Origin of the sequence: Burkholderia sp. Bp8963 (genome assembly GCF_003854275.1) — a bacterium.
Lineage (GTDB): Bacteria > Pseudomonadota > Gammaproteobacteria > Burkholderiales > Burkholderiaceae > Burkholderia.
In genome coordinates, this window is the sequence record NZ_QTQP01000092.1 from 1 (window position 1) to 13,654 (window position 13,654).

The following is a 13,654-nucleotide window of genomic DNA, read 5'->3' on the forward strand; positions in this document are numbered from 1 at the left end:
CCTTGAATTCCATTGCCGCCCAACTCTCCGTTGCTCGTGCCATTCGCGCGTCATGCAAAAAGCAAGAGTAAACGGCAAGCCGCGAAAGTTTACAAGCCGCTCACGCCGACTTGTGTGTAATGGAATGCATCAAGCGGCCATCCGCAGGAAGGTCGTCTTTTTTGCAAGGACAATATGATGAATCTGCGTGAGAAAGCGAACAGCGACGCGAGAGCTGGACTGCAGTTCCCTTCGATAGTCAGCGCTTACGGATCAACACTTCGGGTGTGAGCGCATCGCAGTTGTTTGCGCCCAGCATCGCCATGTTGCGATCTATTTCTTCCTGCAGTAGCCGGATGGCGTGCGTCACGCCAGCCTCACCCGCGACGGCAGCCGCATAATTGAAGGGGCGTCCCACGAACACCATGCGCGCACCAAGCGCCAGTGCCTTGAGCACGTCCGCCCCTCGCCGAAAACCGCTGTCGATCATCACCGGATACTCATTGCCCACTGCGCGCACCACATCCCGCAGGATCCGCATCGGCGACGAAGCGCCGTCCAGCTGGCGACCGCCATGATTGGAAAGAATGATCCCGTCAGCGCCAGCCTCGCGCGCGGTGACGGCGTCCTCGACGCTCAGGATGCCCTTGATGACAAGCTCGCCTTTCCATTGCTGTCGAATGCGTGTCAGGTGTTCCCAGTTGAGGTGGTCGCGAGCGGAGAAATCCCGCAGCACGTTGGCGGAGAGGATCGGCGCGCCGCGTGTCGCAAAGGAATTCTCGAAGTGGGGCATGCCGTGCGTGGCCAGCGTCCGCGCGAAGGTGCCCAGCAACCATCGCGGCCGCGTCATCCCGTCCCAGCAAAGGCGCAGACCGGGGCGCAGCGGAGTAGAGAATCCCGCGCGAACATTATTTTCGCGGTTGGCCGACACGGGAATATCCACGGTGATCACCAGCGTCCGGTAGCCGGCGCGCGCGATGCGCTCGAGCAGCGCGCTGATGCGGCCATGATCGCCCGGAAGGTATGCCTGAAACCACGTTCCCGGCGCAACCGCAGCAACGTCTTCCAACGGAATGAGCGATGAGCCGCTCATGATGGAAACAATCCCGGCCTCCTTTGCCGCACGTGCGAGCACCACGTCGCCTCGATACGTCGACAGCGCATTGATGCCCATCGGTGCGATGCCGAACGGCGAAGCAAAACGCTGACCGAACAAATCAACCGTCTGTTGCCGTTGGGAAACGTCACGCAGTACGCGAGTGAGCAACCGATATTCATCGAACACCGCACGGTTGTCGTCCAGGGTGCGGTTGTCTTCCGCAGCACCGCTGACGTATCCGAAGATCGGACGCGGCAAGATACGCCGCGCCCTGGCTTCGAAGTCTTGCAGGCTCAGCACGTTTCGCAACGCACGGGGCGACACGCTGGCGCCAGCCGTAGGTTGGCGCGCTTCCGTGATTCGAGAAGTAACGGTGGTCATCAATGAATTTCCCTGAAACGACGGTGCCATTCTAGGTAGCCGCATCGTCGAATAAAAGCGATAATATTCAAACGAAATCGTTCGATAAAAGTGAAATACCTTGGCGACTCCGACCTTCAAGCAACTGGATGCGTTCTACTGGGCGGCGACCTCCGCGAATTTCGCAACCGCGGCGCAGCGGCTCAACCTGTCCATTTCCTCGTTGTCCAAGCGGATCAACGAGCTGGAGCAGGCCACGGGGCGCGTGCTGTTCGACCGTAGCGGCCATCGGGCCGTATTGACGACAGATGGAGAGACGTTGCTGCCCGCCGCGATTCGGGTGCTCGAATCCGTGGCCGCGTTGCAGGGTGCGTTTGCGGAAGACAAGGGATTGACCGGTCGCCTGAGCTTTGGCGTGGGCGAGCTGTCCGCGTTGACCTGGCTGCCGCGGTTCGTGGCCGCCGTCCAGAAATTGCATCCGGAATTGACGCTGGAGCCGTACGTCGACGTCGGAGCAGTGCTCGAACACAAGGTCGACGCGGGGGAGCTCGACTTCGCGGTGATAGCGGGTCGTTCGTCGCGCGGCAGCATCCTGTCGCAACGGGTGACGGAGGCCCGGTTCGCGTGGATGGCTTCGAAGAATCTGGTCGGCAGCGAACGCACGTTGACGCCCGCGCTGCTGGAGAAACACCCGCTCGTCACGTTACCCGCCGGAGCCGGCACGACGCACGTACTGGACGAGTGGTTGCTGGCGACTGGCGTCAATCATGCCCGGCGTATCACATGCAACAACTGGAGTGCTTTGGCGGGCATGATGCGCGAAGGTGTCGGCATCGGCTTTCTGCCTGCCGACTGGGCCGACACGCAAATGGGCGCGGCGCTGGTGCGATTGGCGAGCAAGCCCGCGTTGTCGCCGCTACCCTATGCGTTTCAGTGGCGGCGAGGCGACATGCGCGGACTGATTCCATCGATGCTGGCGCTGGTGCGGCAGTATGCGGATTTTCGCTAGCCGGACGGTCCAAGGAAGCGCGTTGCTGCGTCGGACGCCCGGTCGTGGCGCTCAGTCCTGGTCGATGCAGGACACTTTCTTCGGATCGGGCATCCACAGGTAGCAAAGCAGCGACACGAGCACGCATGCGGACACGTACCAGAAGAACCAGTTTTCGTGCCCGATGCTCTTGGTCCACAATGCGATGTACTCGGCCGTGCCGCCGAACAGCGACACCGTGATGGCGTAAGGCAACCCTACGCCCAGTGCGCGAATGCCGACCGGAAACAGTTCGGCCTTGGCCACCGCGCTGACGGACGAATACAGGCTGACGATCAACAGCGCAGCCACGATCAGCATGAGCGCGCCGCCGATGCTCTGAACCTTGGTCAGCTCGTGGAAGATCGGCACGGTACATACCGTTCCCAGTACGCCGAAGGCGATCAGCAACGGGCGGCGGCCAATCCTGTCCGACAAGCTGCCGAACACCGGCTGCAGCAACACGAACACGATCAGGCTGACAACCGACACCATGGAAGCATCGGCCTTGGTCATCCCCGCACTATTGACCAGAAACTTCTGCATGTACGTCGTGTACGCGTAGAACGCGACCGTGCCGCCAAGCGTCAGACCCGCGACGATCAGGCATTCGCGCTTGTGCCTGAACAACGCTGCAACGGAAGGGGGCGGCCGCTTGTTCTTGCGGGCCAGTTCGAAGGATTCGGTTTCCTCCATGTTACGGCGCAACAGGATTGCCGCACCGGATGCCATCGCGCCGATGAGGAAGGGGATACGCCAGCCCCAGCTTTCCAGCTGCTCGGTGGTCAGGAAGCACTGCTGAAGCACCACGAGCACGGCCATCGCCAGCAACTGACCGAGCGAGAGCGTCGCGAAAAGGAAGCTGGAGTAGAAGCCGCGGTTCGTCTTGTCGGCCATTTCGCTCAGGTAAGTGGCCGAGCTGGCGTACTCGCCGCCAAGGCTCAACCCCTGCAAGAGACGCGCGGCGACCAACAGAATCGGCGCCGCCAGCCCAATGCTGTTGTAGCCGGGCGTCAGGCCGATGATCAAGGAGCCCGCGCACATCGCCAGCACCGAAACGAGCAGGGCTGCCTTGCGCCCCTTGCGATCGGCATAGAGGCCGACCAGCCAGCCGCCGATCGGACGCATGATGAAACCGACGGCGAAGATGGCCGCGGTATTGAGCAACTGTACCGTCTGGCTTCCGCTCGGGAAGAAGACCTTGGCGAAATACAGCGAAAAGGCTGAATACACGTACCAGTCGTAATACTCGATGAGGTTCCCCACCGAGCCGCTGAAAATGGAACGAAGGTGCGCGAATGTCCCGATCTGCGGGACGCCTTCGGTCGTTGCGATGTGGCTGGCTTTAGACAAGTCAAGTCTCCGGATTCGATTATTTCAATTGCGCGTGTCGGCGGCGGACGACCGCATGCAATTGGGTGCCGTGAGAGTAAACGGAGGGCCTGTGCCACGAAAAGCGAAAAAATTTGAACGAATTCGTTCGCCAAATTGAAACACCGAAAGCGCGTGACTGGGCTCGCCGCTTATTTGATGGGAACTGCCTTCGCTCGCTCCGCGCAATCCCGCCATGCGGTGCTGGCAGCATGCCTACGCTTCAGGTCGTCTGCGGAAAGGAGTGGCTGCAAACCTCGCTGCAGACCTGCCTCGCACCAGACCGCATGGCTTCAGCGCGTTGCACCGTTTGAAGCCCCTAAGCTGGCTGACGAACTCGTCAGGATGGAACGGACCAGGCAACCGCCGACGCACGGTGCACGGTCCCCATCAGCGGATCAGTGGCTAACCTGCCGGCGCAACGCTCGCCGCTGGAAGGCCCGGCGTATATGCGTTCCGGCCAGCTCGAACAGACTACGCGCAGCCTGCGTCACGCCACACATATGGATGCACGCATGGACCATCCCCGGCAGCACGGCGAGATCGACCGGCACACCGGCTTGCCGCAGTCGCTCAGCATACGCTTGCGCTTCGTCGCGCAATGGATCGTATTCGCACGCCAGCAACGTGACTGGCGGCAACCCCTCGTGCGAAGCCGCCCGCAGCGGCGACACATAAGGCGAGCTGCCTTCGGCCGGATCGGCCAGGTACATGGCGAAACAATACTGCATGACCTCTTGCGTTAGGTAGCAGCCCTGTCCATAAGTCCGGTAGGACGCCGTGTTCATCGATGCGTCCAGCGGCGGGTACAGTAATAACTGATGCGCGATCGGCGGACCGCCCTGCTCCCGGGCGACCAGGCAGGCCGCCGCCGCGAGGTTGCCCCCGGCACTGTCGCCGCCGACGGCGATTCGCGCACGGTCGAGCCCCAGTCCGGCCGCGTGGCTGAAAACCCAGCCCAGCGCATCGCAGAAATCCTCCAGGGGCACCGGGAATGCGTGCTCGGGAGCAAGCCGGTAGTCGACCGACAGCACCACGCTTTGCGTCGCCATGGCCAACGCGCAGCAAGGATTGTCGTAAAGCTCGAGCGTGCCCAGGCACCACCCGCCACCGTGTGCATAAACGATGGCTGGCTGGGGTGACCCGCTATCTCCCGTTCCAAGTGGCCAATAGGCCCGCACCCGTATCTGCTGACCGTCGCGCGTGGGTACCGCGAAGGTTTCCATCCGGTCAACGGCTTCCAGTGGCCCATGCCAGGCCCGCAGTGCCGTCTCGGTGGCCTGCCGCAACGCCACCAGCGACGAAGGCGGCTCGACCAGCGCCAATTGTTCCAGCAGCGCGGCAATGTTGGCGTCCAACGGCATGGTCAGCGGCTCCGTTCCAGGAAGGGCAACAGATGCCCGATGAAGGCATCGGGCGCTTCTTCCATGATGAAGTGGCCACAATCGGGCACGACCGCGCCCTGCAGATCCGTGGCGTTATCGCGCATGGTGACCAGCGGCGCGTCGCCGGTGGCGTGCTCGGCTCCGATGGCGAGCACCGGCATCGTCAGCTTGCGCTTCGAACGCTCCCGATTCTGGCGGACCGTCTCCGGAATCGCGCGGTAATAGGAAAAACCGCCACGCAGACCGCCCGGAGCCGCATAGGCGTCGATGTAAACATCGACGGCCACACGGTCGCGCCGAAACGACCAGCGGTTGAACATGAACTCCAGATAGGGCCGTTCACGCCCGGCAATCAACGTCTCGGGCAAGTCGGCCAGCTGATTGAACATGAAATGCCAGAGGAAGATGTTTTCTTCCGGCGGAACGAAGATCGACGGCGCGGGCGCCAGCCCTGGGATCACCGCCTCCGTGAGTACCAGCGCCGTCACCGCGTCGGGCCGGTCGCAGGCCAACGCATAGGCCACCCACATGCCGACGTCGTGGCCCGCCAACTGATAGACATCGAAGCCGAGCTGCGTCATCACGCGATGCAACGTGGCTGCCGTGTTTCCCGTGTCATAGCCCGTATGCGGCCGGTCGGAATAGCCGGTGCCTGGCGGGTCGACAGCAATGGCCATGAAGCCATGCTCCGCGAGTGCCTGCATGACATGCCGCCACGCGTACCAGGTCTGTGGCCACCCTGGAATCAGCAGGACGGGCGTACCGGTGCCGGCGATGACGCAATGCACGCGCTCGCCATCGATGCGCACATATTGATGAGTAAAGCCTTCGGAGCTGGCCGATGGCGACAGAAGTCGGGTGGACATATCGATTTTCCGTAGCAAAGTGGGAAGCCGCTCATGCGATGCCGAGCATGGTGTGGATTTGCTGTTGGTCGACCGCGGCGCCGGCGAAGTCGTCGAAGATGCGCTCCGTTACGCGGATGATGTGGTCATTGATGAACGCGACGCCTTCGCGCGCACCGTCCTCCTGGTCCTTGAGACAGCATTCCCACTCCAGGGTGGCCCAGCCCGCGTAGTCGTACTGCGCGAATCTGGAAAAGATCGCCTTGAAGTCGACTTGACCGTCGCCGAGCGAGCGGAAACGGCCGGCACGCTCCAGCCATGAACTGTAGCCGCCGTAGATGCCTTGTCGTCCCGAAGGTACAAATTCGGCATCCTTAACATGAAACATGCGAATGTGCTCGCGGTAGATATCGATGTAGTCCAGATAGTCCAGCTGCTGCAGCACGAAATGGCTGGGATCGAACAGGATCTTGCAGCGCGCGTGCTGGCCGACCAGTGCATGGAAGCGCTCGAAGGAAACCCCGTCGTGCAGGTCTTCGCTGGGGTGGATCTCGTAGCAGAGGTTGACGCCGTTTTCATCGCAGACATCGAGAATCGGCCGCCAGCGCCGCGCCAGTTCGTCGAACGCCGTCTCGATCAGGCCCGCGGGCCGTTGGGGGAACGGAAACAGGTACGGCCACGCGAACGAGCCCGAGAAGGTACCCATATCCGTCAGCCCAAGGCGGCGCGAAGCCCGTGCCGCCAGCTCGAGTCGATCCAGCGCCCATGCCGTGCGCGCGGCCGGATTGCCACGCAGCGCATCGGGGGCGAAGTTGTCGCACATGGCGTCGTACGCCGGATGCACCGCGACCAGCTGCCCGAAGATGTGCGTGGTCAGTTCGCTGATCTCCAGGCCATGCTCGGCCAGCGTGCCCTTCACTTCATCGCAATAGTCCTGGCTGTCCGCCGCGGTCTCCACGTCGAACAGACGTCCGTCCCAGGCGGGAATCTGCAACGCCTTGAAGCCAATGCCGGCAGCCCATTGCGCGATGTTCGGCAAGCTGTCGAACGGTACGGCATCGTCGGCGTACTGCGCGAGATGGAGGCTGGGGCCCTTGAGGGTACGCATGTGAAATTCCTATTCTTTGTTGCTCGACAAAGAATAGGATGAACGAACGTCGCGTGTCAACACGACGCGCGATAAAATCGGCGCACGATGTATCGATGGACGAGAGAGACAATGGCGGGACGACCGAGAGAATTTGATCGCGACATGGCCCTGAAACGGGCCATGCTCGCGTTCTGGCGACGCGGCTACGAAGGCACGTCGATGTCTGACCTGGTCGACGCCATGGGCATCGCGTCAGCACGCATCTATGCCGCCTTTGGCAGCAAGGAGGCGCTGTTCCACGAAGCCGTGGCGCTCTACGAGCAAGGCGACGGCGGTTTCGCCGATCGTGCGCTCAGTGAGGAAACCGATGTCCGCGCGGCGATCGAACGGATGTTGCGTGACGCTGTCGCTACCTATACCAGGCGCGGCCAGCCACACGGATGCATGGTGGTATCCGCCGCCACCAACTGTGCGGCCGAGAACGAAGGCGTCATGGAATGGCTGGCAGCACATCGGCGCGCACGCACGCAATCGATCGCCGAGCGCTTGCAGCTCGCATCCGAGCAAGGGCAGCTCGTGCCGGGAACCGACGTCAACGCATTGGCCGATTTCTACGCGACCCAATTGCATGGCATCTCCGTTCAGTCCCGCGACGGAGTTTCAAAAGAGCGCCTGCTGGCGTCCATCGGACCAGCCATGATGCCGCTGATGATGGCTTCGCGTGTCATGGTGTGACCTATTGCGCTGTAGCGGGGACCAAAGCGGCAGCGGCCGGGCGCTCCCGGATGAAAAGGAAACTCAGGTACTTTGTCCCGAGCGCGCCTGGCTCCATTTCACCCGCTCGATCAGACGCCGCTTCCAGTCCGGTGCGAGACCGGGAACGGCGCTCAGCGCGTCGAGATCGTCGACGCAGGGGCGATGTGCCAGTTGCACTTGCCAGAACTGATCCTCGTTGCCCACCTGGAAGATGTCGCCAATGTGTACGTTCGTTTCGCACAGAAATCGCGTGGAGATGTTCTCGCCCAAGCTGCCCGGAACCAATTGAGGCGCCCTGTCCGGGAACGCTTGTGCAATCCGCGCGTAGTTTTCTGCCGGATAGTGATGAACGGCTTTCTCCGGCCCTCCATGCACCGTCAGATTCGCCTGTTCATCGCCCAATATGCCGGTTGCCTCAACGCGAACAGAATCGGTAATGCGCTGCTTGAATATGCCGCTACGTTGCCCTTCGGGCAGGTAACCCGCTCCTCCGGCAAACAAGGAGTCGATGGTCGAAATCGATGTCATGCTGTGCTCCGCGGATTATCAGAAAAACGGCGAATGCTTCCTGGCCCGGCGCGTCAGGGTTTCGACCTAGTCTGCCGAAATACTGAATCCATGTCTATTCGACCGCCGCCGACGTAGTCCTTGCTTCTGCTGCCGGAAAGAGTATCCACGCCACCAGCGACAACGCTCCCGCGCAGGACCAGACTGCCACCCAGTTGTTGGCGCGGCCAAGTAGATGCGGAATGACAGCCGGTGTCAGGAAATACGCAATAAACACCAATGTGTTGGCGAGTCCCAACGCCGTGCCTGCGCGTTCGGCCCCTGCCAGCGACGCGAGTTCGGCATAGGCAACCCCATGCCACGCAGAAATCACGACACCGGCCAGTGCAACGGCAGCCATCACCAGTGATGCCGGAGCAGCGAATTGCGTAGCACTGCATACCGCCAACGGAATGAAGCTTGCTGCCGCAAACAGCGTGCAGCTGCGTAGCCATTCCTGGCGATTGCGATTTCGGTCTGTCGCGCGACCGCTCCAGATCCGGGCCACCATTGCGCCAATCTGCACCACACATAGCGTAAGCGAAATTCCTTGCAGACCGACATGAATCGCGTCATGCAGGAACACCGACGTGAAACTCAGAATGGCGAACTGTGGTGCACATAGCACGCCAATCGCAGATGCGACACGCCATACGCGAATGGAGCGCAACGGGCTGCGAATTGATCTGGATGGCAGATCGTTCGAATGGGGAGATGTTTCCGGCGGTTCATGCAACCACCGCCACGTCAATACGGCTGAAGTTCCGCACAATGCGGCGAGTACGCCGTAGACCCAGTCGAAGCCCGCGTGGACGGCGAGGGTCGGCAGCAGTAGCGCACCCAGCCCGCCCCCCAGCGGCACAGCGGTCTGGCGTATGCTCATCGCCAGGCCGCGTTCGTTCTCGTGAAACCAACGCATGATCGCGCGCCCGCTGGCACCGTTTACGCTGCCGCCCGCGACTCCCGCCAGCCCCATGCACGCCATCGCTGCGGCCAGCGACGGGGTGCGGCGCGGCCCCGGTGCGATGAATAGCGCAGCAATCAACAGAATCAGTGCTGTCGCAGAGAGACCGAACAGCAGCACGCGCCGGTCTCCCCAGCGATCCGCCGCGGATCCCCACGGCAACTCCGAGAGCGCGATGCCAATGCCGAGCGAGCCGAGCAGCAAACCGAGCCCCGCGTTATCGAGCCGATATGCGCTGCGCAGCCATACAGCGGTGGCAGGCAGGCCATTGGCTGCGGCCATGAAACCGGCATTGGCCACCACACCGACTCCTAGCACTTTCCATCGATGCGCTCGCGCCAATCGCGGTCGATTCACAACAGGATCGCCGTCAGAAGAAGAGCAGCAAGATTCTTGCACTGCAGTGGCCTCGAAATCTGGTTGACGAGGCCGCAGTATTGCAAGCGGTATCGATCTTGAAAATTGGAAAATTCAGGATCAATCGTTTCAAAATTCGGGACGATTGAACGGTGAGATTGAAGCCACGGCGCCGCACCTCATACCCGCACGCAGAAAGCGCAGGGGAAGAGTTTGCCTACGTGCTCGGAGGGACGCCGGATCCTAGTCGGCATGAAGCCTCCGCCACTGCATCGGAGACAACTCATACCGGCCCTTGAACGCTCGACTGAACGCGGCTTCGGACGTGTATCCGACCCGCCCTGCGATATCGGATATCGGTGCACGGCTGTGCCGCAGCAACTCCGCGGCCCGATCCAGGCGCCAGGTCGTCAAGTAACTCAAGGGCGCCTGCCCTACGACACGCTGGAAGCGATCTGCGAAAGCCGAGCGGGACAGATTCGACAACGCTGCCAGGTCATTGACGCTCCATGCCCGGCCGGGATCGGCATGAATGGCAGACATCGCCGGATTGATGCGGTCATCGATCGCACCGGATAACCAGCCATGACCGACAGCACCCTCTGTCGCCCACGTGCGTAGCATCTGGACAAAGACGACGTCGAGCAACCGCGAGATCATCGCGGCGGCACCTGCGCGCGGATTCAATGCCTCGTCGAGAATGAAATGACAGCTCAACTCCAGCCATTCGAAAGGTCGCTCTCGCAGGCCCTTCAGGACCAGTACCGGTGGTAGCACGGACAGCAAGCGCTGCGACAACACACCGTCAAATCCGAATTCTCCGCACAACCATTTGGTATCTCCATTCCCGAGCGTCAGTCGCGTTCGATCATAGTGCTGTCGCACCAGGTCCGTGACGAGATTCGCCGAACGACCCGGCCGGTCGGAAATCACGTGGCCGTGCCCATGCATCAGCAAGATCAGGTCTCCTTGCGACGCGTGGTACCGCTCGTCGAGCCCCTCCCCTTCGATCACCACGCTTCCGCTTCTGATGATGTGCAGTCGGGATTTGCCTGCCGGAAACTTCATTCCAAAAGGTGCCGATGCCGCGCAAGTGAAGACCGTGTTGCCACGAACGCGGATCAACTCCAGCACGTCAGAAAACGGGTCACGCTTGAAGGCGAAAGGGTCTGCACAATCATCCGATGCCGCCGGCGTTTCAGCAAAGAATTCAGGATTTTTCATCATGTTGCGTGTCCGGATGGCCGTTATGATGGACGTATCATTCACATCGAACGGCCCAATGTCAAAGACTATTGTTCTGGTGCACGGCGCATGGGTAACCACGGCGTGCCAGGCCGGTTCCAGGACACCGTTCGAGGCAAAGAGCCGCATCGACGCAGCTCCGCCGCGGGAAATACGCCCCGGTGTCACTGCAGCAAATTCTGCACTCCATATTTTTATGGCTTTCGATCGCAGGTCAGGAAGATCGGACTTGTACCGACTCGATGGCGCTCGCATGGGCCGAAGCTCACGCGAAATGCGTGCAGCGTCACTGCATCCGACTTGTCAATCAACCACTTCGGCGTCACCGACTCGGCGTGGTGGCGATGCCTTACGCGCAATCATGCCAGTGTGCTTTGTTTAAAGGGGGTAAAGACGATGTTTGAAGAAATCAAGAGTCGGACCGGAATTTCAAGATTTTTTTGCGGTTCTTTATTGCTCGCGAGCTTGTTGGTCACCGCCACAGCCTGTTCCAATCAGTCCTCGGCACAAGCTGCGACTGATTTGCCGTCCGGCAATGCCGTCTCGGCAAATGCGGGAAGCCAGCCGATTTCTCATCCCAAAACCGTCGTGTTCATTCACGGCATGTTCATGACGCCGAAGGCATGGGATAACTGGCGGGCCTATTTTCAGAAGTCGGGTTATAAAACCATCGCGCCTGCGTGGCCTCTGCATGATGGAACGCTCGACCAGCAACGATCGCCGGAAGCCCAGGCCGCATTGGGCAAGCTGACCCTTGACGAGGTAGTGGAAAGTTATCGGCAGGTGCTGCGTCAACTCCCGGAGAAACCCATTGTGATCGGGCATTCCATGGGCGGACTGGTGGCGCAAAAGCTGCTGTCGGAAGGGTTGGCCGCAAAAGCGGTGGCAATCGATTCGGCGCCGCCGTCGGGCCTGATCGTGGCGAAGTGGTCGTTTATCAAGAGCAATTGGCCGGTTATCAGCCCGTTTGCGAATGTCGACCAGCCGTATGCGCCGTCGTTCGACGATTTCCGTTATGCCTTTACGAATTGCCTTCCGGAGGCCGAAGCGCAGCAGATTTTCCGTGACTATGGCGTGCCTGAGTCACGCCGGGTCGGGCGCGGAACAAGCGAAAAGGTAGCGGAGATCGATTTCAGCAAGCCTCATGGTCCTTTGTTGATGATCGCCGGCGAAGACGATCACATTATCCCTGCCGCGCTCAATCTCAAGAATTTCAAGAAATACGGCGACCCATCCTCGGTAACCGATTTTCATCAGTTTGAAGGTCAATGCCATGCGCTGATCGTGGATCAGAAATGGCAGGACGTGGCCGGCTACGTCAAGGGTTGGCTGGACAACCACTAAGTAACTGCATCGCGATGCAGACGCGCTCTTACAGCGATTCCCGCCAAGGAACTGGATATGGAAAATAAAGACGTGACTACTTCCGGCAAGTGCCCTGTCATGCACGGCGGCGTAACGTCGGCAGGCAAGTCGAACATGGATTGGTGGCCCAACGCACTGAACCTCGACATCCTGCATCAGCACGACACCCAGACCAACCCGATGGGGGCTTCGTTCAACTATCGAGATGAAGTCAAGCAGCTCGATGTCGATGCGCTGAAAAACGACCTCAAGGCCTTGATGACCGACAGCCAGGACTGGTGGCCCGCAGACTGGGGCCACTACGGCGACCTGATCATCCTGGCAGGCACCGTGGCCTACGAATCGATGGGGTTGAAGACCTTCGGTTTCGGCTTTGGCCGTGAAGACATCTGGCATCCGCAAAAGGACTGGGACGGCAACGAACCGGGACGTCTGGCCAACGTGCTGACCGTGCTGGAGAAAATTGCCGCCGACACTGGCGCAAGCGTTGCCGACGTCATCGTGCTGGCTGGAAACGTCGGCATCGAGCAGGCGGCCAAGGCTGCAGGCTTCAGCGTCACGGTTCCGTTCTCGCCGGGCCGCGGTGATGCGGAGCAGGCACAAACCGACGCGCAGTCGTTCGACGTACTGGAGCCTCTGGCTGACGGCTTCCGCAACTGGCTGAAGCAGGACTACGTGGCCACTGCCGAGGAATTGCTGCTCGACCGCGCCCAATTGATGCGGCTGACGGCCTGCGAAATGACGGCCCTGGTCGGAGGCATGCGCGTGCTGGGTACCAATTACGGCGGCACCCCGCATGGCGTGTTCACGGATCGCCCCGGCGCTTTGACGAACGATTTCTTCGTCAATCTCACCGATATGGCCCATACCTGGAAACCTGCAGGGAAGAACCTGTACGAAATCCGCGATCGCAAGTCCGGTGTCGTGAAATGGACGGCCACGCGGGTGGATCTGGTCTTCGGCTCGAACTCGGTGCTTCGTGCCTATGCGGAGGTCTATGCGCAGGACGACAACAATGAGAAGTTCGTCCGGGATTTCGTGGCGGCCTAGTACAACATCCCTCAAATAAGTTTAATAATTATCAGGCTGTAAATATGGCTGCAGGAGCGTGACGATCACATCGGCCATTTCGTCGAGCGAACCCATGCCCGGCAGCGGCTCCCAACGCCCACTGTGGCTGCGAAAGGCGGCGCCATATCGATTGCGGCCGAGTTCGGTTAGCCGCGCCACGACAGTTGACTCATCGTCGTCCAGACGTTTGATCA

At 60.8% G+C, this 13,654-nt stretch carries 11 protein-coding genes and 2 pseudogenes; 4 read left to right on the plus strand and 9 right to left on the minus strand.

The window, feature by feature from the left end; all coding sequences use genetic code 11:
- Window positions 1–238: 238 nt before the first annotated feature.
- Entirely contained in the window at window positions 239–1,459 is a 1,221-nt protein-coding gene (locus DID96_RS36325) for an alpha-hydroxy acid oxidase (RefSeq protein ID WP_124603981.1), read from the minus strand.
- Between the two features lie 100 nt (window positions 1,460–1,559).
- Here DID96_RS36325 and DID96_RS36330 point away from each other — a divergent pair, with 100 nt between their 5' ends.
- Complete coding sequence (locus tag DID96_RS36330; protein ID WP_124603982.1) at window positions 1,560–2,447, plus strand: LysR family transcriptional regulator; 888 nt, start codon at window positions 1,560–1,562, stop codon at window positions 2,445–2,447.
- A 51-nt stretch (window positions 2,448–2,498) separates the two neighbouring features.
- Here DID96_RS36330 and DID96_RS36335 read toward each other — a convergent pair whose 3' ends face one another.
- The 4 genes from DID96_RS36335 to DID96_RS36350 form a co-directional block, all read right to left on the minus strand.
- Window positions 2,499–3,800 (minus strand): MFS transporter, encoded by a 1,302-nt coding sequence (locus DID96_RS36335; RefSeq protein ID WP_185732482.1) that lies wholly within the window; start codon window positions 3,798–3,800, stop codon window positions 2,499–2,501.
- A 434-nt stretch (window positions 3,801–4,234) separates the two neighbouring features.
- A complete protein-coding gene (locus tag DID96_RS36340) occupies window positions 4,235–5,200 on the minus strand; it encodes an alpha/beta hydrolase (protein ID WP_124603984.1) in 966 nt (321 codons plus the stop codon).
- A 2-nt stretch (window positions 5,201–5,202) separates the two neighbouring features.
- Window positions 5,203–6,087 carry an alpha/beta fold hydrolase gene (locus DID96_RS36345; RefSeq protein WP_124603985.1) on the minus strand — a complete coding sequence of 295 codons (885 nt, stop codon included), beginning with the start codon at window positions 6,085–6,087 and terminating at the stop codon, window positions 5,203–5,205.
- Between the two features lie 31 nt (window positions 6,088–6,118).
- Window positions 6,119–7,174, minus strand: coding sequence for a sugar phosphate isomerase/epimerase (locus DID96_RS36350; RefSeq protein WP_124603986.1), 1,056 nt, complete (start codon window positions 7,172–7,174; stop codon window positions 6,119–6,121).
- A 111-nt stretch (window positions 7,175–7,285) separates the two neighbouring features.
- Between DID96_RS36350 and DID96_RS36355 the strand changes: the two genes are divergently transcribed.
- Complete coding sequence (locus DID96_RS36355) at window positions 7,286–7,891, plus strand: TetR/AcrR family transcriptional regulator (RefSeq protein WP_124603987.1); 606 nt, start codon at window positions 7,286–7,288, stop codon at window positions 7,889–7,891.
- 63 nt (window positions 7,892–7,954) lie between these two features.
- Here the strand turns inward: DID96_RS36355 and DID96_RS36360 are convergent, their stop codons facing one another.
- The 3 genes from DID96_RS36360 to DID96_RS36375 form a co-directional block, all read right to left on the minus strand.
- Window positions 7,955–8,440, minus strand: a complete 486-nt coding sequence (locus DID96_RS36360; protein ID WP_124603988.1) for an MOSC domain-containing protein — start codon at window positions 8,438–8,440, stop codon at window positions 7,955–7,957.
- Between the two features lie 94 nt (window positions 8,441–8,534).
- Window positions 8,535–9,821 carry an MFS transporter gene (locus DID96_RS36365; RefSeq protein WP_409333847.1) on the minus strand — a complete coding sequence of 429 codons (1,287 nt, stop codon included), beginning with the start codon at window positions 9,819–9,821 and terminating at the stop codon, window positions 8,535–8,537.
- A gap of 201 nt (window positions 9,822–10,022) precedes the next feature.
- A complete protein-coding gene (locus tag DID96_RS36375) occupies window positions 10,023–11,153 on the minus strand; it encodes an AraC family transcriptional regulator (protein ID WP_185732480.1) in 1,131 nt (376 codons plus the stop codon).
- Between the two features lie 267 nt (window positions 11,154–11,420).
- On the opposite strand from DID96_RS36375, the gene DID96_RS36380 reads away from it, so the two are divergent.
- Window positions 11,421–12,368 carry an alpha/beta hydrolase gene (locus DID96_RS36380; RefSeq protein ID WP_185732481.1) on the plus strand — a complete coding sequence of 316 codons (948 nt, stop codon included), beginning with the start codon at window positions 11,421–11,423 and terminating at the stop codon, window positions 12,366–12,368.
- A 417-nt stretch (window positions 12,369–12,785) separates the two neighbouring features.
- A pseudogene (locus DID96_RS39690) lies at window positions 12,786–13,439 on the plus strand (peroxidase family protein); the annotation flags it as partial.
- A 21-nt stretch (window positions 13,440–13,460) separates the two neighbouring features.
- On the opposite strand, the pseudogene DID96_RS36390 reads toward DID96_RS39690, so the two are convergent.
- Window positions 13,461–13,654, minus strand: a pseudogene (locus DID96_RS36390) (hypothetical protein); the annotation flags it as partial.

Bases quoted from the DNA above. Each gene is read 5' to 3' on its own strand.
- DID96_RS36360 (WP_124603988.1), bottom strand. From the start codon at position 8,440: ATGACATCGATTTCGACCATCGACTCCTTGTTTGCCGGAGGAGCGGGT.
- DID96_RS36325 (WP_124603981.1), bottom strand. From the start codon at position 1,459: ATGACCACCGTTACTTCTCGAATCACGGAAGCGCGCCAACCTACGGCT.
- DID96_RS36350 (WP_124603986.1), bottom strand. From the start codon at position 7,174: ATGCGTACCCTCAAGGGCCCCAGCCTCCATCTCGCGCAGTACGCCGAC.
- DID96_RS36345 (WP_124603985.1), bottom strand. From the start codon at position 6,087: ATGTCCACCCGACTTCTGTCGCCATCGGCCAGCTCCGAAGGCTTTACT.
- DID96_RS36355 (WP_124603987.1), top strand. From the start codon at position 7,286: ATGGCGGGACGACCGAGAGAATTTGATCGCGACATGGCCCTGAAACGG.
- DID96_RS36375 (WP_185732480.1), bottom strand. From the start codon at position 11,153: ATGCGGCTCTTTGCCTCGAACGGTGTCCTGGAACCGGCCTGGCACGCC.
- DID96_RS36380 (WP_185732481.1), top strand. From the start codon at position 11,421: ATGTTTGAAGAAATCAAGAGTCGGACCGGAATTTCAAGATTTTTTTGC.
- DID96_RS36340 (WP_124603984.1), bottom strand. From the start codon at position 5,200: ATGCCGTTGGACGCCAACATTGCCGCGCTGCTGGAACAATTGGCGCTG.